We start from the raw sequence: 18,465 nt of genomic DNA on the forward strand, positions 1-18,465 counted from the left end.
GATTACGCGCGGCTGACGTCACAGGTGCTGAGCATCCGCCATTCCGTTGACAATACACGGGTTTCCCCGGTCACATTGACCGTCACTACCTCGCGAATATCCGCCGACGATGCACCAATCTGCAGCTCAAATTCACCCGGTTCGACGATCCGTTTGCCGTCACGACGGGTAAAGTTGAACATCTCAACGGGCAACGTAAAGGTGAGCGTGGCGGTTTCACCCGGTGAGAGCGTGACGCGCTGGAACGCCTTCAACTCCTGCAACGGCCGCACCTGCGTGGCGACGTTATCCCGGACATAGACCTGTACCACCTCGCTGCCGCTGCGCTCACCGGTATTGGTGATATCCAGGCTTACGACCACCTCGCCGTCGATCGGAACGCGGGGTTCAGCCACGCGCGCCGTTCCCCAGCTAAACTGCGTCCAGCCGAGACCGAAGCCAAAGGGATAGCGGGAGCCAAAATGGAAAGCGAACGGTGTGCCGCCACTTTTGAGCTTGTGGTTGTAGTAATAGGGCATTGCTCCCGCGCTTTTCGGCACGCTGACCACCAGACGTCCCTGCGGTTCAGCGCGGCCCGTTAATACATCCGCAATCGCCCAGCCGCCCTCCTGCCCTGGCGCCCAGGCCATCATCAGCGCGGCGACGTTATCTTCCAGCCCCTGAAGGTTGTAAGGCCTCCCGCCGGTCATGACCACGATAACCGGCTTGCCGGTGGCTACCAGCGCAGCCAGCAATTGTTGCTGTACGCCCGGCAGATTCAGAGAGTCGGTATCAGAGCCCTCCCCGACGGTTCCGCTCTGGAACAGCCCGGCGAGATCGCCAACGCAGGCCACCACCACGTCACTCTCCTGTGCGGCTTTCACGGCTTCAGGGATCAGGTCGGTACGCTGCGAGACCGGAGATTGCTGCATGGGTTTACCGCCGCTGTCACCCGGAAACACCGGCGCACCCGCCATCCGTTTTTCGATAATGTGACAGCCTTTGGCATAACGTACCCGCGAGGCCCCCAGATACTGCTCAAGCGCCGCGCGCGGTGTCGTGACCTGCGAGGTCTCTTCCACCATGTCGCTAATAATTAAGTGCACCGGAAAACTGTAACCGCTGAGGAGCGCCAGCGGATCGTCTGCCGTTGGCCCGACGACCGCCACGCGAGGGTTGCCGCCGAGGGGCAAAATGCCGTTATTCTCAAGCAGCGTTAGCGAACGGGTCGCCACTTCCCTTGCAACCTGACGCGTTGCCTCATTTTGCAAATCGATGCCCTGTTCATCGGCATACGGTTTTTCAAACAAGCCAAGACGGAATTTTTCGGTCAGGACGCGTGCCACTATTTCATCGACTTTCGCCATGGAAATCAGTCCGCGCTCAACGGCTTCTGCCAGATGACGCGCGCAGTCATCTTTTGGTAGTTCGACATCCAGCCCGGCATTGAAGGCCAGCGCTGCAGATTCGGCGGCATCGTGCGAGATGCCATGATGCTGGTGCAGCAGGCTCACGCCGCCGTAGTCCGCAACGATGATCCCATCGAACCCCCACTGTTCACGCAGCACGGTTGTCATCAGGAAGTGGTCGCTGTGTCCGGGCTGGTTATCGATATCGTGATAGGCAGGCATCACCGAACCGGCATTGGCCAGCTTCACCGCCATCTCAAACGGCAGCAGGAAGGTGTCGTTCAGTTCGCTAAAGCCAAGATGCACCGGCGCGTGGTTGCGTGCCCCTTCGCTGAAGGAGTGGCCCACATAATGTTTGAGCGTTGCCAGAAGATCACGCTTATCGCCCTGCAAACCCTTCACGTATGCCGTGGCCATCACCCCCACCAGCCACGGGTCTTCTCCGAAGGTCTCTTCGGTGCGTCCCCAGCGAACGTCGCGAGAGACATCCAGCACCGGGGCCAGCCCCTGCTGGCAGCCAACAGAGCGTGCTTCTTTGCCAATCTGTTCTGCCGCACGCAGCACCAGCTGCGGATCCCAGGTCGAACCGTAGTTCAGCGACGACGGGAACAGCGTGGCATCTTTGCACAACAGCCCCACCAGGCACTCTTCATGGAACAGCGCCGGAATACCGAGGCGCGTCTCTTCCATCATCATGCGCTGCAGGCGGTTAGCGGCACGCACGCCTGTTTTCGCATCAACGATATGGGTGCCCAGTGGACGCGTAATCTGTCCCACCCCCAGTTTCAGCCGTTCGCTAAGCGCAGCCTGTTCGCTCACGCCCGCGAATTCATCGCTCAGATCGCTGCGTTCGCGGTGGTTACCGTTTTCATCGAGGATCAACCAGTAGGCATGCATCTGGGCGAACTTCTCTTCCGGGGTCATGCGTGCCAGTAGGTCGACGACGCGTTCATGCACGGGACGTCCCGCGTCCTTATAAATCGCAGTCATGTGTTACTCCTGTATTGCGGAATGGGTGGCCGGGGTGAGTTGTCCTGTCTCGTCTCGCACCTCGCGTTTGCTGGCCAGCTCGCGGGCGATGGAATTGACGAGCTTGCTGTTGAGTTTGTAAATGGTCAGCAGCGCGACCATACAGAGGAACAGCACGCAGGGGATGAGGGTGAAGAGCGCATTAATGGTAGAGAGCACGTGCGGTGCCTGGGTTGCCTGACCGGGCGCATAATCCACCATCCCGAGAACCCAACCGACCACCGCCCCGCCCAGCGCCAGACCAAATTTGATGGCAAACAGCGCGGTAGAAAAGACCAGACCATCCAGACGACGGCCGCTGCGATGCTCCTCATAATCGACCACATCAGAGAACATGGTCCACTGCAGCGGCGTGGTCAGGTTCTGAATAAAGCTAAAGATAATGTTGAGGCCAAAAATCAGCCAGATCTGCGAAGGCGGCAGGAAGAAAATCAGCGCGCCAAAAATCACGAAGGAAATAATGGTCCACTGATAGGCACGGACGCGGTCAAATTTCCCCAGCAAACGTTCAGATAATAAAGCCCCCGTTAAGGACGCCACCATCCCGGAAACAATAAAGGCAAATACCAGCTCCGGGCGCAGAAGCACATATTTCACGTAATACATGGTGGCAGAACCACGCGTCACCACTGCGGTTAACAGCAAAATATTAAACAGGAAAACAATTCGCCACTGGCTATTTCCGGCCAGCAGTTTTAAATCACCGATCATCGAACCCGAGGTGTCATTACGCGGGGAATAACGCTCGCGGGTCATCAGGAAACAGCAGAAGAAGAGAATAATACCCAGCAGGCCCATCATGCTCATGGCATAGAAATAGCCTTTCTGAACGTTGCCCTGGCCTAACAGCGAGACCAGCGGTAAGGCGATCACCGTCACAATCAACCCGCCGATGAACGACAGGCCGAAGCGCCAGGACTGCAGCGAGTGACGCTCACGCGGATCCAGCGTCAGCGCCCCGGGCATAGCGCAATACGGGACGTTAATCGCGGAATAAATAAGGCTTAAGATGGCGTAAGTAACGCAGGCATAGACGATTTTCGCCGTCGGCCCGACGTCCGGTACATAGAAGGTGATAAGGCAGCTTACGCCAAATGGGATGGCAAACCACAGCAGCCAGGGACGAAAGCGACCGTGCCGCGTCTGGGTGCGGTCGACCAGCGCGCCGATGCAAGGGTCGACAAAAGCATCCACCACGCGCACCACTAAAAACATGGTACCCATGATGGCCGCCGGCAAACCGAAAACATCCGTATAGAAATAGGCGAGAAATAAGGTTGCCGTTTGCCAGACCAGCGCACTGGCCATATCACCTAAGCCATAACCTATTTTATCTTTGGTACGCAATACAGAGGAGATTGTCATTGTTATTTGCCTTTTTATCAGGTTAAAACGTATTTCAACCAGTTGCGCATCAGCGAGGGAAATGCGCGGTAAGGCTCAAGTATTAGCAACGCTTTGCGCGCTAACAATTGTCTAAATTAACAGACAAATTATGATATTTGGTTTTTTACTTTATTTGTGATGGGGAGCAAATAAGGCATGAAATAAAAAAAGGCGAGGAATATATCCTCGCCTTTTTCTGGTGCTGATGGCGTTACTTGTTGAGTTCGGCCAGGCTCAGCCAGGTTTGCACCACGGTGTCCGGGTTCAGAGACAAGCTGTCAATCCCCTCTTCCATCAGCCATGCGGCAAAGTCTTCATGGTCAGACGGACCCTGACCGCAAATCCCGACATATTTACCCTGTTTCTTCGCGGCGCGGATGGACATCGACAGCAGCGCTTTCACCGCCTCGTTACGCTCATCAAACAGTTCAGAGACCACGCCGGAGTCACGGTCAAGACCGAGCGTCAGCTGCGTCATGTCGTTCGAGCCGATAGAGAAGCCGTCGAAGTACTCCAGGAACTGCTCAGCCAGCAGGGCGTTGGACGGAATTTCACACATCATGATAATCTTCAGCCCGTTTTCGCCGCGCTTCAGACCCTGACGTGCCAGCTCCTCCACCACCGCTTTTGCCTGATCCACGGTACGCACGAACGGGATCATGATCTCAACGTTGGTCAGTCCCATGTCGTTGCGCACGCGCTTCACGGCGTCACATTCCAGCGCGAAGCAGGCGCGGAAGCTGTCAGAAACATAACGTCCGGCGCCACGGAAGCCGAGCATTGGGTTCTCTTCTTCTGGCTCGTAACGCTCACCCCCCACCAGATTCGCGTATTCGTTTGACTTAAAGTCGGACAGACGCACGATCACGCGCTTCGGATAAAACGCCGCGCCCAGCGTGGCGATCCCCTCGGTCAGACGACCGACGTAGAACTCTTTTGGCGAGTCGTAACCTTTCATCATCTCGCGGATTTCGTTCTGCAGCTTCGCGTCCTGGTCGTCAAATTCCAGCAGCGCGCGCGGGTGAACGCCAATCATACGGTTGATGATAAATTCCAGACGCGCCAGGCCAACGCCTTCGTTCGGCAGGCAGGCAAAGTCAAACGCACGATCCGGGTTACCAACGTTCATCATGATCTTCAGCGGCAGATCCGGCATGGTATCGACGCTTGAACTCTTCACGCTGAAGTCGAGAATATCGGCATACACGTAACCGGTATCGCCTTCCGCACAGGAGACGGTCACTTTCTGATCGTCCTTCATGCGTTCGGTCGCGTCACCGCAACCGACAACGGCAGGGATCCCCAGCTCACGGGCGATGATTGCCGCGTGGCAGGTACGGCCACCGCGATTGGTGACGATGGCCGCTGCTTTCTTCATGATCGGTTCCCAGTCCGGGTCGGTCATGTCGGTCACCAGCACGTCGCCTGGCTGAATGCGGTTCATCTCGCTGATGTCATGGATCACTTTGACAGGACCGGCACCGATGCGATGACCAATCGCGCGGCCTTCCGCCACGATTTTGCCCTGTGCGTGCAGGGTATAACGCTCCATCACCTGACCGCGGGAGCGGACAGTTTCCGGACGCGCCTGCACGATAAACAGCTTGCCGGTGTTGCCATCTTTGGCCCATTCGATATCCATCGGACGGCCATAGTGTTTTTCGATCTGTACCGCCTGTTTCGCCAGCTCCTGCACTTCTGCATCGGTCAGGGAGAAACGGTCACGCATTTCCTGCGGTACGTCTTCAATCTTAACCTGCTTGCCATGCTCCTGCGTCGGGGCATAGATCATGCGGATTTTTTTCGAGCCCATCGTGCGGCGAACGACCGCCGGACGGTTTGCGGCCAGCGTCGGCTTATGAACGTAGAATTCGTCAGGGTTCACCGCGCCCTGTACTACCATCTCACCCAGACCCCACGCCGAGGTGATGAACACCACCTGGTCGAAGCCGGATTCGGTGTCGATGGAGAACATCACGCCGGAAGAGCCCACGTCGGAGCGCACCATGCGCTGTACGCCAGCAGAAAGCGCCACGCCGCGATGGTCATAGCCCTGGTGCACGCGGTAAGAGATGGCGCGGTCATTGAACAGGGACGCGAAAACGTGCTTCACCGCCACCAGCACGGCGTCATAACCCTGGACGTTAAGGAAGGTTTCCTGCTGTCCGGCGAATGACGCATCGGGCATATCTTCCGCGGTGGCAGAAGAACGCACGGCAAACGACGCCTGGGCATCATCTGCTGAGAGCTGGTTATAGGCTTCGTGAATGGCTTTTTCCAGTTCCGGCTGGAAAGGTGTGTCGATAATCCACTGGCGGATTTGGGCACCGGCTTTCGCAAGCTCGGTCACATCATCAATATCCGTTTTATCCAGCAGGTCATAAATGCGCTGGTTTACACCGCTCTGGTCTAAAAACAGGTTAAAGGCATCGGCGGTTGTGGCAAACCCGTTCGGTACGGAGACACCCATACCCGACAGATTTGTAATCATTTCACCCAGGGAGGCATTTTTGCCCCCAACTCTGTCTACATCATTCATGCCGAGTTGGTTATACCAAAGCACCAGCGGTGACGAGCCATTGTTGGACATCGAAACAATCCTTTTGTGATATTTGATCGGAGTAAGAAACACCTGACTACGTATTTATACTGGCATAATTATTTCCGCTAAAAAAACGGTGAATCGTGTAAGCAATTTAAATTTTCAACTTTTCGGATACTTTCCCACCATCCGCTAACCCGATGATTCCTATATATTCAGCCAAAAACCCTAAAAATTAAGTCGCTAATTGGAAAATGAAATCCACTTTTCAGGAAAATCAAAAACACCGTTTCATTTATAATTAGGATAAGTTCTTTGCTGTGTAATTTACTTTTTTAATTTATGCTTTCAGACAATTACGTACGATATTCAGGGTGGGTAAAATGGATAATGCTGTCGATCGCCACGTTTTTTATATTTCTGATGGTACGGCGATTACCGCCGAAGTGCTGGGACATGCGGTGATGTCGCAGTTCCCCGTTTCGATTAACAGCATCACGCTGCCGTTTGTGGAAAATGAGAGCCGTGCAAAGGCGGTGAAGGACCAGATTAACGCCATCTTCCAGCAGACGGGGGTCCGCCCGCTGGTCTTCTACTCCATCGTGATCCCTGAAATTCGCGCGATTATTTTGCAAAGTGAAGGGTTTTGTCAGGATATCGTCCAGGCGCTGGTGGCCCCGCTGCAGAGCGAACTGAAACTCGATCCGACGCCTATCGCTCACCGAACGCATGGGCTGAACCCCGGCAACCTGACCAAATACGATGCGCGTATCGCCGCCATTGATTACACCCTGGCGCACGACGACGGTATTTCGCTGCGTAACCTCGACCAGGCGCAGGTGATACTGCTTGGCGTCTCGCGTTGCGGGAAAACCCCGACCAGCCTTTACCTGGCGATGCAGTTCGGTATCCGCGCCGCCAACTACCCCTTTATTGCTGACGACATGGACAATCTGGTGCTGCCAGCCGCCCTTAAGCCGCTCCAGCACAAGCTGTTTGGCCTGACCATCAACCCGGAACGGCTGGCGGCAATACGTGAAGAACGCCGTGAGAACAGCCGCTACGCCTCAATGCGCCAGTGTCGAATGGAGGTTTCCGAGGTGGAAGCGCTGTACCGCAAAAACCAGATCCCGTGGCTAAACAGCACTAACTATTCGGTAGAAGAGATCGCCACCAAAATCCTCGATATCATGGGGCTCAACCGACGCATGTACTAACATGCTAGTACAATAACTCAGAATCGGGTATCATCACCACATCCTCGGCGCGCAGACGCGCCGAACTTGAATTCAGCAGGGATTGGTTTAAGGTGATGCCCATCACTTCCCGGTAGTCTGCCGATGAAGCAAAAATTTTTCTGAGACATTTCATGAATAAAACCGATGAACTCCGCACTGCGCGCATTGACAGCCTGGTCACACCGGCTGAACTGGCACAGCGGCATCCTGTTTCCGCGGGTGTAGCGGAACATGTCACGGCATCCCGCCGTCGCATTGAAAAAATCCTAAATGGCGAAGACAAACGTCTTCTGGTGGTGATTGGCCCTTGCTCCATCCACGATCTGGATGCCGCAATGGATTACGCAAAACGGCTTCAGGGACTGCGGGACAAGTACCAGCATCGCCTTGAAATTGTCATGCGCACCTACTTTGAAAAACCGCGCACCGTCGTGGGCTGGAAAGGGCTGATTTCCGACCCGGACCTGAACGGCAGCTACCGTGTTAATTATGGCATTGAGCTGGCGCGTAAACTGCTTTTGCAGGTCAATGAGCTGGGCGTACCGACGGCCACCGAGTTTCTCGATATGGTGACCGGACAGTTTATCGCCGATCTCATCAGCTGGGGCGCTATCGGTGCGCGCACCACGGAAAGCCAGATCCACCGTGAGATGGCCTCTGCCCTCTCCTGCCCGGTTGGATTTAAAAACGGTACCGATGGCAACACGCGAATTGCCGTTGACGCGATCCGTGCATCGCGTGCCAGCCATATGTTCCTGTCGCCGGATAAGCGCGGTCAGATGACCATTTATCAGACCAGCGGCAACCCATACGGGCATATCATCATGCGTGGCGGGAAAAAGCCTAATTACCACGCGCAAGATATTGCTGCGGCGTGTGAAACGCTGGCCGAGTTCGACCTGCCGGAACACCTGGTGGTGGATTTCAGCCACGGCAATTGCCAGAAACAGCATCGCCGCCAGCTGGACGTGTGTGATGAGATCTGCCAGCAGATCGTCAGCGGTTCAACCGCCATCGCGGGCATTATGGCCGAAAGTTTTATCCGGGAAGGCACGCAAAAAATCGTAGCCGGACAGCCAATGGTTTACGGCCAGTCGATCACCGACCCGTGCCTGAGCTGGGAAGACAGCGAACTGCTGCTGGAGAAACTGGCGGCAGCGGTCGATTCACGTTTTTAGTCCTTGCCTTTTACCCTCTCCTGCGGGAGAGGGTCTACGTTCGCGCACGGCCACATCCTCTTCTGTTTTGATCCCATCACAGTTTTTTCACAAAAACGCTTGCCGTGAATTTTCACTTTGTTGATAATGATTATCATTGTTACATTGATTGTTATTTATAAACATTATGTCACGTACGGATAACAACGCGGCAACGCCCGAAAACACACACACAGCACCTGCCCCAGCGCGCACCGATCGTCGGATCGACAGTAAAAGCCTGCTGGGGGACGAGGGACGCGTGATCATCGAGCATGACGGCCAGCTTTATCTGTTGCGCCAGACCCATGCCGGGAAGCTGATCCTCACCAAATAAATATCACAATACCTTCGCCAGCCACCCAGGTGATCCCCAGGCAGCCAGCGCTTTCGATTCTTTATGGAGAGTTGCTATGCCACACCTGCATTCCGCATTTTTGCGTCCGTCCTGCCTTGCGCTATCCGTTGTCAGCGCCCTGCCGGGCGTCACGTTTGCGGCCACAGATGACATGACCGTTATCGCCACCGGCAACGCCCGCAGCGCCTTCGAAGCCCCGATGATGGTCAGCGTGATTGACACCGCGGCCCCGGAAAATCAGACCGCCAGCTCCGCCGCCGACCTGCTACGCTACGTCCCAGGCCTGATGCTTGACGGCACCGGGCGCACCAACGGTCAGGACGTCAACCTGCGCGGTTACGACCGTCGCGGCGTGCTGGTGCTGGTGGACGGCGTGCGCCAGGGGACCGACACTGGCCACCTGAACAGCACATTCCTCGACCCGGCCCTGATTAAACGTATCGAAGTGGTTCGCGGCCCGTCAGCCTTACTGTACGGCAGCGGCGCGCTGGGGGGCGTGATCGCGTATGACACCGCCGATGCAAATGACCTGCTGGAACCGGGCAAAAACAGCGGCTACCGCGTGTTTGGTACGGGCGCGACGGGCGATCACAGTCTGGGCATGGGGGCCAGCGCTTACGGGCGTACCGAAACCCTGGACGGACTGGTTGCCTGGTCGAGCCGCGATCGCGGCGATCTGCGCCAGAGCGACGGTGGAAAAGCGCCGAATGACGAATCCATCAACAACATGCTGGCAAAAGGCCGCTGGGCCATCGACCCGGCCCAGACGCTGAGCGGATCCCTGCGCTATTACAATAACGCGGCGCAGGAGCCAAAAAACCCGCAAACCCCCGCCGCAGACGCCAGCAGCAATCCCATGACCGATCGCTCCACCATTCAGCGAGACGTTCAGCTGGGCTATCACCTGGCTCCCCAGGGCAACGACTGGCTGAATGCCGATGCGAAACTCTACTGGTCTGAAACGCGCATTAACGCCCAGAACATTGACGGCACCGGCGAGTTTCGCAAGCAGACCACCAAAGGTGGCAAAGTGGAAAACCGCACCCGTCTGTTCAGCGACACGTTTGCCTCACATCTTCTGACCTATGGCGGCGAATACTACCGTCAGGAGCAACATCCGGGGGGCACCACCACCGGCTTCCCGGAGGCTAAAATCGATTTCAGCTCCGGCTGGCTGCAGGACGAGATCACCCTGCGCGACCTGCCGGTCACGCTTCTCGGCGGTACCCGTTACGATAATTACCGCGGGAGCAGTGAAGGATACGACGATGTGAACGCGGACAGATGGTCCTCCCGTGCAGGACTGACCGTCAGCCCGACCGACTGGCTGATGCTGTTCGGCTCTTACGCACAGGCCTTCCGTGCGCCGACCATGGGTGAAATGTATAACGACGCCAAACACTTCTCCATCGGCCGCTTTTACACTAACTACTGGGTACCGAACCCGAACCTGCGTCCGGAAACCAATGAAACGCAGGAGTTTGGCTTCGGACTGCGCTTTGACGACGTCATGCTTGCTAACGATGCGCTGGAATTCAAGGCCAGCTACTTCGACACCAAAGCCAAAGACTACATCTCCACCAGCGTCGATTTTGCGGCTGCGACCACCATGTCCATGAACGTTCCCCACGCCAAAATCTGGGGCTGGGACGTGATTGCGAAATACACGGCCGACCTGTTCAACCTCGACGTCGCCTATAACCGCACCCGGGGAAAAGATACCGATACGGGCGAGTATATCTCCAGCATCAACCCGGATACCGTCACCAGCAAGCTGGATATCCCGGTGGCGCAAAGCGGTTTTTCCGTCGGCTGGATCGGCACCTTCGTCGATCGCTCAACCCATATCAGCAGTAGTTACAGCGAACAGCCTGGCTATGCGGTTAACGATTTCTACGTAAGCTATAAAGGCCAGGAGCAGCTCAAAGGGGTAACCACGACGCTGGTGCTGGGTAACGCGTTCGACAAGGCGTACTGGTCTCCTCAGGGCATTCCTCAGGACGGACGCAACGGTAAGATTTTTGTGAGTTACCAGTGGTAATCCCCACGCCCCGGCCTGCCGGGGCCCTTATTCGAAAGGAAGAGACAATGAATCACTACACACGCTGGCTTGCGCTGAAAGAAGAAAATCCAGGTCAATACGCACGTGACATCGCAGGCTTAATGAACATCAGCGAAGCAGAGCTGACCTTCGCCCGCGTGGGCCACGACGCCTGGCGCCTGCACGGCGACATCCGCGAAATCATCGGCGCGCTGGAAGCCGTGGGCGAGACCAAATGCATCTGTCGTAACGACTATGCAGTTCACGAGCAGGTGGGCGCGTTTACGCATCAACACCTTGGCGGCCACGCCGGGCTGGTACTGAATCCGCGGGCGCTGGATCTGCGTCTGTTTCTCAACCAGTGGGCGAGCGCGTTCCACATCTGTGAAACCACCGCCCGCGGTGAGCGTCAGAGCATTCAGTTCTTCGACCTTCAGGGCGATGCCCTGCTGAAAGTTTACACGACCGATAACACCGATATTTCTGCCTGGGGCGACCTGCTTACGCGCTTTATCTTTGCCGATAATCCGCCACTGGCACTGAAGCATGCCGATGTCCCTGCCCACAACGAAAAGGCTGATGCCGCCCTCGTTGATCAGGAGTGGCGCGCCATGACCGACGTGCATCAGTTCTTCGGCCTGCTGAAGCGCCACAATCTGAGCCGCCAGCAGGCGTTTCGTCTGGTGGGCGACGATCTGGCCTGCAGGGTAGACAACACCGCTCTGGCACAGCTGCTGGAAACGGTCCGCCTGGAGGGGAATGAAATGATGATCTTCGTCGGCAACCGCGGCTGCGTGCAGATCTTTACCGGCGTGGTGGAAAACGTCGTCCCGATGAAAGGCTGGCTCAACATCTTCAACCCAACCTTTACCCTGCATCTGCGGGATACGTCCATCGCCGAAACATGGGTGACGCGTAAACCCACCGCTGACGGGCACGTCACCAGCCTGGAGCTCTTCGCCGCCGACGGGACGCAAATCGCTCAACTGTACGGTCAACGCAGCGAAGGTGAACCAGAGCAGCGTCAGTGGCGCAGCCAGGTCGACGCCCTGACCCGAAAAGGGCTGGCCGCATGAAAAAATGGCTCGCCCTGCTCTGCGCCCTGCCGCTGGTGACGTTCGCGGCCACACCGCAGAAAATTGTCGCCCTGGGGGGTGACGTGACTGAGATTGTTTATGCCCTTGGCGCGGGATCGTCACTGGTTGCCCGCGACAGCACCAGCCAGTGGCCGCAGGCGGCGAACGCCCTGCCCGACGTCGGCTATTTGCGCCAGCTTAACGCGGAGGGGATCTTATCCATGCGCCCGACGCTGGTGCTGGCCAGTGCCCAGGCGCAGCCCTCGCTGGCGTTAAAACAGGTCGAGCAAAGTCACGTCAGTGTCGTCACCGTTCCCGGCAGTCATGACCTGAGCGTGATTGACGACAAGGTGCGAGTCATTGCCGAAGCGACGCATCGCGAAGCACAGGGTGACGCACTGCGCGCTACGCTGCGCCAGGCGCTGACAGCCCTGCCCACCTCGCCACTCGACAAACGGGTGCTGTTTATCCTCAACCACGGCGGGATGACCGCGATGGCTGCCGGACAACAGACCGCCGCGGATGCAGCCATTCGCGCAGCGGGTTTGCAAAACGCGATGCAGGGCTTTACCCGTTATCAGCCGCTGTCCCAGGAAGGCGTGATTGCCAGCCAGCCTGACCTTGTCGTGATTTCGCAGGACGGCGTAAAGGCATTGGGTGGCGAAGCGAATGTGTGGACACTTCCCGGCCTGGCGCAAACGCCGGCGGGACGGAACAGGCAGGTGCTGGCCATCGACGATATGGCGCTGCTGGGCTTTAGCGTGCGCACGCCGCAGGCCATACAGCAATTGCGCACCCGGGCGGAGCAACTGCCCTGATGTCCCGACGGATCGCGTTGTCGCTGTGGATGCTGGCCGCCATCCTGACGGTCATGACGCTGGCGGCCTCCGGGGCTGGCGCACTGCATCTGCCGGTCAGTCTGCTGTGGCGCGGCAGTGATGAAACCCTGCGTCAGATCTGGCTGACCATTCGTCTCCCCCGGGTTCTGCTGGCGCTGGTCACCGGCGGCTCGCTGGCGCTGGCAGGCTGCGTTATGCAGGGGCTTTTTCGTAATCCGCTGGCGGATCCGGGGCTGCTTGGGATCAGCAGCGGCGCTGCGCTGGCCGTAGCGCTGTGGGTGGTCATTCCCCTCTCGCTCCCCGCGCTGATGATGCTTTACGCTCCCATGATCGCGGCATTTGGGGGTGCGCTGGCGGCCACCTTCGTCATTTTTGTCCTTAGCCAGCAGCGTAACAGCACACTTTCACGGCTGTTACTGGTAGGCATTGCCCTCAATGCCCTGTGCGGTGCGGCAGTCGGCGTACTGTCATGGCTCAGCAATGATGCCCAGCTTCGCCAGCTCTCCCTCTGGGGCATGGGCAGCCTGGGTCAGGCGCAGTGGTCTACGCTGCTGGCCGTCACCTCGCTGATGGTGCCAGGCGTTCTGATTATCTGGCGTCTTGCCTGCACGCTCAATTTACTGCAGCTGGGTGAAGAAGAAGCGCACTACCTTGGCGTGGCGGTGGCGACGGTACAGCGGATCCTGTTGCTGTGCAGCGCCTTACTGGTTGCCGCCGCGGTTGCCGTCAGCGGGGTGATTGGTTTTGTCGGTCTGGTGGTGCCGCACCTGATACGGATGTGGCTGGGCGCCGATCACCGGGCCGTGATCCCCGGCTCCGTACTGGCCGGGGCGTCGCTGCTGCTGGTTGCCGATACGGTGGCGCGCACGCTGGTCGCACCGGCTGAAATGCCGGTCGGTTTACTGACCAGTCTCTTCGGCGCGCCGTGGTTCCTGTGGCTCATTTTTCGTCGTGGAGGCGCACATGGCTGAACGCTACCGCGCGGAACGTCTTGTTTATCAGGTCGGGCAACGGACGCTTATCAACGACGTGTCGCTGGCGTTATCTCCGGGGGAAATGGTGGCGTTGATTGGGCCTAACGGTGCCGGAAAATCGACGTTACTGCGCCTGCTCACGGGCTATCTCACGCCTTCTGGCGGGCAATGCAGCCTGGCGGGTACGCCGCTTGAGGCGTGGCACCCGCAAAAGCTTTCACGCCGCCGGGCAGTGATGCGCCAGAATACGCAGCTCGGTTTCGACTGGCCGGTCGACGCGGTGGTGGGTATGGGCCGCGCGCCCTGGACGCGCTACCCGGAAGCCCCGGTTGTCGAAGCCGTAATGGCGATAACGGGCTGCCTGCCCCTCGCAGACCGACACTTTTCGGCCCTCTCCGGTGGCGAGCAACAACGGATCCAGCTCGCCCGCGCCCTGGCGCAGCTCTGGCATGACGGCGGGCCACGCGGCTGGCTGTTTCTCGATGAACCCACTTCCGCGCTGGATCTTTACCACCAGCAGCATCTGCTGCGGCTGTTGAAATCCCTGACCCGTCAGGGCGATTTTCACGTGTGCGTGGTGCTGCACGACCTCAATCTGGCAGCGCTGTGGGCGGACCGGATCCTGCTGCTGCATAACGGCACGCTGGTTTCTCAGGGCACGCCGGAAATGGTTTTACAGGCCGACGCGCTGGCCCGGTGGTATGGCGCTCAGGTATACGTTGGCCCACATCCGGTTCACGCCTCACCGCAGGTGTTTCTCGCCCCCTGACCGGGCTGATAAAAATCTTTCAGCGTCTCAAGCAGGGCATGCGCCGCTTTTGAAAGCTGCGTATGCCCGGGGTGGATCACGCCGATGCATTTTTCAATCGGCGGGTTATCGAGTGGAATACAGACCGCGCCTAACGAGGTCATCTGCGCCTCACACAGTGCCGGGACCGCACTGCCGCCCAGACCGCTGGCGACCATTCTGCCCACCGTCACCAGCTGATGGCTCTCCAGCGCCACATCCAGTTTACGACCGCTGCGGGCCAGCTCCTCTTCCATCATCAGACGAACGGCCGAAGGGCGCTGCAGGGTAATGAAATCCAGCGTCAGTAGCGCCTCCCATGAAAGGCGTTTTTTGGCTGCCAGAGCGGATGATTTCGGCACAATGGCGACAAATCGATCGAGACCCAACGGCGTAAAAAGCAGGTTATGGGTCGGCGCCGGTTCAAACGCGATCCCCATCTCGACCCGCCCTTCCCGCACCATTTCAATTACCTGCTCGTTGATAACATCGTGCACGGTGACGTTGATCCCGGCGTGGCGATCGCGAAATGCCTTGAGCACCTCCGGCAGGACATTCGCCGCAAATGACGGCATCGCCGCGACTGAGATTTTGCCGCGCTGCAGCGTAAAGCACTGATGCATGGCCTCTTCGGCGTTATCCCAGTCCGCCAGCAGCTGCCGCGCCATCGGTAAAAAGGTTTCCCCCTCCTGCGTCAGCGCCACCTTGCGGGTGCTGCGCTGCAACAGCGGTCCCCCCAGCGCCTCCTCCAGACCCTTGATCGTCAGGCTGAGCGCCGGCTGGGAAAGATTCAGCCGTTCACTGGCATGCGCGAAATTCAGAGTGTGAGCTACCGCTAAAAACGCGCGTAACTGTTTGACACTCATTCTCATTTTTCACCTTGTTAACTAATTGAAAAAATTTAGTTAACAGGAAATTAATAAAAAAACCAAATGAGTGGGTCACAAATTCAAAATTAACAAATGAGTCGCCGCCCCTAATGATACCGGCACGGATAACGGGAGGGATGATTATGGCGGGACTGGATAAGCGCGTCGGCAGCTATGCGCAGGCGCTGGACGGGCTGACGGACGGAATGACATTGCTGGCAGGCGGCTTCGGCCTGTGCGGCATTCCTGAGAACCTGATTGCCGAAGTCAGACGCCGTCAGGTGCAGGGGCTGACGGTGGTTTCAAACAACTGCGGCGTCGATGGTTTTGGTCTCGGGATACTCCTTGAGACGCGCCAGGTACGAAAAGTGGTGGCGTCGTACGTGGGCGAAAACGCGCTGTTCGAGCAACAGGTGTTGAGCGGCGAGCTGGAAGTGGAACTCACCCCACAGGGAACCCTGGCAGAAAAGGTTCGCGCTGGCGGAGCGGGTATTCCGGCGTTTTATACGGCCACCGGCTATGGTACCCCCGTGGCTGCTGGCAAGGAAGTTCGCCAGTTTGCCGGCAAGCATTATGTCCTCGAAGAGGCCATCACCGGCGATTTTGCGCTGATCAAGGGCTGGAAAGCGGACTGGTACGGCAACGTTATCTATCGCCATACCGCGCAAAACTTTAACCCGCTGATGGCCACCGCGGGCCGGATAACGGTGGTAGAAGTGGAAGAGATCGTCGCCCCGGGCGAACTGCCCCCGTCGGCCATTCATACCCCGGGGATCTACGTCGACAGGCTGATTGTCGGCCAGTTCGAGAAACGCATTGAACAGCGCACGCTGCGCGCAGAGGGAGTCTGAAGATGTTAACCCGTGAACAGATGGCCATGCGCGTTGCCCGAGAACTGCGCGACGGTTACTACGTCAACCTGGGGATAGGGATCCCGACCCTTGTGGCGAACTATATTCCGGCGGGAATGGACGTGATGCTCCAGTCTGAAAACGGCCTGCTGGGGATGGGAGCCTTTCCGGATGAGCAGAGCCTTGACGCCGACATGATCAACGCCGGTAAGCAGACCGTCACCGCGAGGATCGGTGCCGCCATTTTCGACTCGGCCCAGTCGTTCGCCATGATCCGGGGCGGTCATGTTGACCTGACCGTACTCGGGGCGTTCGAAGTGGATGTCGAAGGCAACATCGCCTCGTGGATGATCCCGGGCAAGATGGTGAAAGGGATGGGAGGCGCGATGGATCTGGTCGCCGGGGCGCAGAACATCATTGTGGTGATGACCCATGCCGCAAAAAACGGAGAGTCAAAACTGCTGCCGCGCTGCACGCTGCCGTTGACCGGCGCTGGCTGCATCCGTCGGGTGTTAACCGACCTTGCGTTGCTGGAGATTGAAGACGGCGCGTTCATTCTGCGGGAATACGCCCCCGGCGTCAGTATTGACGACATCGTCAGTAAAACAGCCGGGAAAATCATCGTGGCGGACGACGTGCGCGAGATGCGCTTCAACTGAGGAGTGAACATGAATGAGGTCATGATTGTCGGGGCCACGCGAACCCCTGTAGGCAGTTTTCGCGGATCGCTCTCCTCCCTTTCCGCGGTTGAACTGGGTGCCGTAGCGGTTCGTCGCCTGCTTGAGAACAGCCAGCTGTGCGCAGATCAGGTAGACGAACTGATTTTCGGTCAGGTGCTGACGGCAGGGTGTGGACAAAACCCCGCCCGTCAGACCGCTCTCACGGCCGGATTGCCCGTCAGTACGCCCGCGACAACCGTCAATCTGGTGTGCGGTGCTGGCTTAAAAGCGGTGCAGCTCGCCGCGCAGGCTATCCGCTGCGGCGATGCCGACGTGGTTATCGCTGGCGGCCAGGAGAGCATGAGCAATGCCCCTTACCTGCTGGACGGTGCGCGGTCAGGGTTGCGTTTTGGTCATACAGGGTTGCAGGACAGCATGATAACGGACGGCCTGTGGGACGCATTTAACGATTATCACATGGGCATCACCGCGGAAAACGTTGCCCGCCAGTATGGTATCTCCCGCGAGCAGCAGGACGCTTTTGCCGCCCGGTCGCAGCAAAAAGCGGCGTCGGCCATTGCGCGCGGTCTGTTTGACGCGGAGATGGCTCCGGTCACGGTGAGCGAGGGTAAAAAGCCGCCGCGCCTGGTCAGCAGTGATGAACAACCCCGGCCGGGAACCACCGCTGAGCAACTCGCGCACCTGCGCCCTGCCTTTCGTCGTGAAGATGGAACGGTGACGGCGGGTAATGCCTCAACCCTGAACGATGGTGCCGCTGCGGTGCTGTTAATGAGCGGTGAAAAAGCGCGGGAAAGCGGATTACCGATCCTGGGACGGGTCGTGAGTTATGCCGTGACCGGCGTTGATCCATCGGTGATGGGCATCGGGCCGGTCAGCGCCTGCCAGACGGCTCTGGCCCGGGCTGGCTGGGCGCTGGATGAAGTGGACGTCATTGAAGCAAATGAAGCCTTTGCCGCGCAGGCGCTGGCCGTTGGCAAACTGCTCGGCTGGGATGAACGTAAGGTGAATATTAACGGTGGTGCGATTGCGATTGGCCACCCCATCGGCGCCTCTGGCTGTCGGATCCTCGTCACGCTGCTGCATGAGATGCAACGCCGCGACGCGAAAAAAGGGCTCGTCACCCTGTGTGTGGGAGGTGGGCAAGGCATTGCATTAACCCTTGCGCGCTAACCGCGCCCGGACATCTCGTTGGTACCCGAATATAACAATGA

The 18,465-nt window shown here is 58.1% G+C and carries 15 protein-coding genes; 11 read left to right on the forward strand and 4 right to left on the reverse strand.

Translation table 11 applies throughout. The features are described 5' to 3' along the window. Positions 1–2: 2 nt before the first annotated feature. The 3 genes from L466_RS08200 to ppsA form a co-directional block, all read right to left on the reverse strand. On the reverse strand, positions 3–2,378 hold the full coding sequence (locus L466_RS08200) for a glycoside hydrolase family 3 N-terminal domain-containing protein (RefSeq protein WP_032681191.1): 2,376 nt from the start codon (positions 2,376–2,378) through the stop codon (positions 3–5). 3 nt (positions 2,379–2,381) lie between these two features. Next, entirely contained in the window at positions 2,382–3,782 is a 1,401-nt protein-coding gene (locus L466_RS08195; RefSeq protein WP_020884385.1) for an MFS transporter, read from the reverse strand. A gap of 232 nt (positions 3,783–4,014) precedes the next feature. Next, positions 4,015–6,393, reverse strand: coding sequence for a phosphoenolpyruvate synthase (gene ppsA, locus L466_RS08190; RefSeq protein WP_020884386.1), 2,379 nt, complete (start codon positions 6,391–6,393; stop codon positions 4,015–4,017). 335 nt (positions 6,394–6,728) lie between these two features. Between ppsA and L466_RS08185 the strand changes: the two genes are divergently transcribed. The 8 genes from L466_RS08185 to L466_RS08150 all read left to right on the forward strand — a co-directional run bounded on the left by L466_RS08185 (position 6,729) and on the right by L466_RS08150 (position 14,836). Beyond that, positions 6,729–7,562: a posphoenolpyruvate synthetase regulatory kinase/phosphorylase PpsR gene (locus L466_RS08185; RefSeq protein WP_032681192.1), complete on the forward strand. Its 834-nt coding sequence runs from the start codon at positions 6,729–6,731 to the stop codon at positions 7,560–7,562. Between the two features lie 152 nt (positions 7,563–7,714). Further along, the gene (gene aroH / locus L466_RS08180) at positions 7,715–8,761 is read left to right on the forward strand and encodes a 3-deoxy-7-phosphoheptulonate synthase AroH (protein ID WP_025204385.1); all 1,047 of its coding nucleotides are present in this window, start codon (positions 7,715–7,717) and stop codon (positions 8,759–8,761) included. Positions 8,762–8,927: 166 nt separating this feature from the next. Further along, positions 8,928–9,116 (forward strand): hemin uptake protein HemP, encoded by a 189-nt coding sequence (hemP, locus tag L466_RS08175; RefSeq protein WP_020884389.1) that lies wholly within the window; start codon positions 8,928–8,930, stop codon positions 9,114–9,116. Positions 9,117–9,192: 76 nt separating this feature from the next. Continuing rightward, a complete protein-coding gene (locus L466_RS08170) occupies positions 9,193–11,178 on the forward strand; it encodes a TonB-dependent hemoglobin/transferrin/lactoferrin family receptor (RefSeq protein ID WP_032681193.1) in 1,986 nt (661 codons plus the stop codon). A gap of 47 nt (positions 11,179–11,225) precedes the next feature. Then, on the forward strand, positions 11,226–12,254 hold the full coding sequence (locus L466_RS08165; RefSeq protein WP_032681194.1) for a hemin-degrading factor: 1,029 nt from the start codon (positions 11,226–11,228) through the stop codon (positions 12,252–12,254). Further along, positions 12,251–13,072 carry a heme/hemin ABC transporter substrate-binding protein gene (locus tag L466_RS08160; RefSeq protein ID WP_032681197.1) on the forward strand — a complete coding sequence of 274 codons (822 nt, stop codon included), beginning with the start codon at positions 12,251–12,253 and terminating at the stop codon, positions 13,070–13,072. Before L466_RS08165 ends, L466_RS08160 begins: the two co-directional genes overlap by 4 nt. After that, on the forward strand, positions 13,072–14,064 hold the full coding sequence (locus L466_RS08155; RefSeq protein WP_032681198.1) for a FecCD family ABC transporter permease: 993 nt from the start codon (positions 13,072–13,074) through the stop codon (positions 14,062–14,064). Before L466_RS08160 ends, L466_RS08155 begins: the two co-directional genes overlap by 1 nt. Continuing rightward, entirely contained in the window at positions 14,057–14,836 is a 780-nt protein-coding gene (locus tag L466_RS08150; protein ID WP_032681199.1) for a heme ABC transporter ATP-binding protein, read from the forward strand. Before L466_RS08155 ends, L466_RS08150 begins: the two co-directional genes overlap by 8 nt. Here the strand turns inward: L466_RS08150 and L466_RS08145 are convergent. Next, complete coding sequence (locus L466_RS08145) at positions 14,803–15,726, reverse strand: LysR family transcriptional regulator (protein WP_020884395.1); 924 nt, start codon at positions 15,724–15,726, stop codon at positions 14,803–14,805. The two genes, L466_RS08150 and L466_RS08145, sit on opposite strands and share 34 nt — an antisense overlap. Before the next feature lie 140 nt (positions 15,727–15,866). On the opposite strand from L466_RS08145, the gene L466_RS08140 reads away from it, so the two are divergent. From L466_RS08140 to L466_RS08130, 3 genes are read left to right on the forward strand one after another with little or no spacing between them, the layout of a single operon-like run. Beyond that, positions 15,867–16,574: a CoA transferase subunit A gene (locus L466_RS08140; protein WP_032677981.1), complete on the forward strand. Its 708-nt coding sequence runs from the start codon at positions 15,867–15,869 to the stop codon at positions 16,572–16,574. Between the two features lie 2 nt (positions 16,575–16,576). Beyond that, the gene (locus L466_RS08135) at positions 16,577–17,233 is read left to right on the forward strand and encodes a CoA transferase subunit B (protein WP_014169704.1); all 657 of its coding nucleotides are present in this window, start codon (positions 16,577–16,579) and stop codon (positions 17,231–17,233) included. A 9-nt stretch (positions 17,234–17,242) separates the two neighbouring features. Continuing rightward, positions 17,243–18,424, forward strand: coding sequence for an acetyl-CoA C-acetyltransferase (locus L466_RS08130; protein WP_032681200.1), 1,182 nt, complete (start codon positions 17,243–17,245; stop codon positions 18,422–18,424). The last annotated feature ends 41 nt before the right edge of the window (positions 18,425–18,465 follow it).

Source organism: Enterobacter sp. BIDMC 30 (assembly GCF_000534355.1).
GTDB lineage: Bacteria > Pseudomonadota > Gammaproteobacteria > Enterobacterales > Enterobacteriaceae > Enterobacter > Enterobacter ludwigii.

Excerpts from the sequence above, each read along its gene's own strand:
- aroH (WP_025204385.1), top strand. The coding sequence starts at position 7,715 with ATGAATAAAACCGATGAACTCCGCACTGCGCGCATTGACAGCCTGGTC.
- hemP (WP_020884389.1), top strand. The coding sequence starts at position 8,928 with ATGTCACGTACGGATAACAACGCGGCAACGCCCGAAAACACACACACA.
- L466_RS08130 (WP_032681200.1), top strand. The coding sequence starts at position 17,243 with ATGAATGAGGTCATGATTGTCGGGGCCACGCGAACCCCTGTAGGCAGT.
- L466_RS08195 (WP_020884385.1), bottom strand. The coding sequence starts at position 3,782 with ATGACAATCTCCTCTGTATTGCGTACCAAAGATAAAATAGGTTATGGC.
- ppsA (WP_020884386.1), bottom strand. The coding sequence starts at position 6,393 with ATGTCCAACAATGGCTCGTCACCGCTGGTGCTTTGGTATAACCAACTC.
- L466_RS08185 (WP_032681192.1), top strand. The coding sequence starts at position 6,729 with ATGGATAATGCTGTCGATCGCCACGTTTTTTATATTTCTGATGGTACG.
- L466_RS08170 (WP_032681193.1), top strand. The coding sequence starts at position 9,193 with ATGCCACACCTGCATTCCGCATTTTTGCGTCCGTCCTGCCTTGCGCTA.
- L466_RS08145 (WP_020884395.1), bottom strand. The coding sequence starts at position 15,726 with ATGAGAATGAGTGTCAAACAGTTACGCGCGTTTTTAGCGGTAGCTCAC.
- L466_RS08160 (WP_032681197.1), top strand. The coding sequence starts at position 12,251 with ATGAAAAAATGGCTCGCCCTGCTCTGCGCCCTGCCGCTGGTGACGTTC.
- L466_RS08140 (WP_032677981.1), top strand. The coding sequence starts at position 15,867 with ATGGCGGGACTGGATAAGCGCGTCGGCAGCTATGCGCAGGCGCTGGAC.
- L466_RS08200 (WP_032681191.1), bottom strand. The coding sequence starts at position 2,378 with ATGACTGCGATTTATAAGGACGCGGGACGTCCCGTGCATGAACGCGTC.
- L466_RS08155 (WP_032681198.1), top strand. The coding sequence starts at position 13,072 with ATGTCCCGACGGATCGCGTTGTCGCTGTGGATGCTGGCCGCCATCCTG.
- L466_RS08135 (WP_014169704.1), top strand. The coding sequence starts at position 16,577 with ATGTTAACCCGTGAACAGATGGCCATGCGCGTTGCCCGAGAACTGCGC.
- L466_RS08165 (WP_032681194.1), top strand. The coding sequence starts at position 11,226 with ATGAATCACTACACACGCTGGCTTGCGCTGAAAGAAGAAAATCCAGGT.
- L466_RS08150 (WP_032681199.1), top strand. The coding sequence starts at position 14,057 with ATGGCTGAACGCTACCGCGCGGAACGTCTTGTTTATCAGGTCGGGCAA.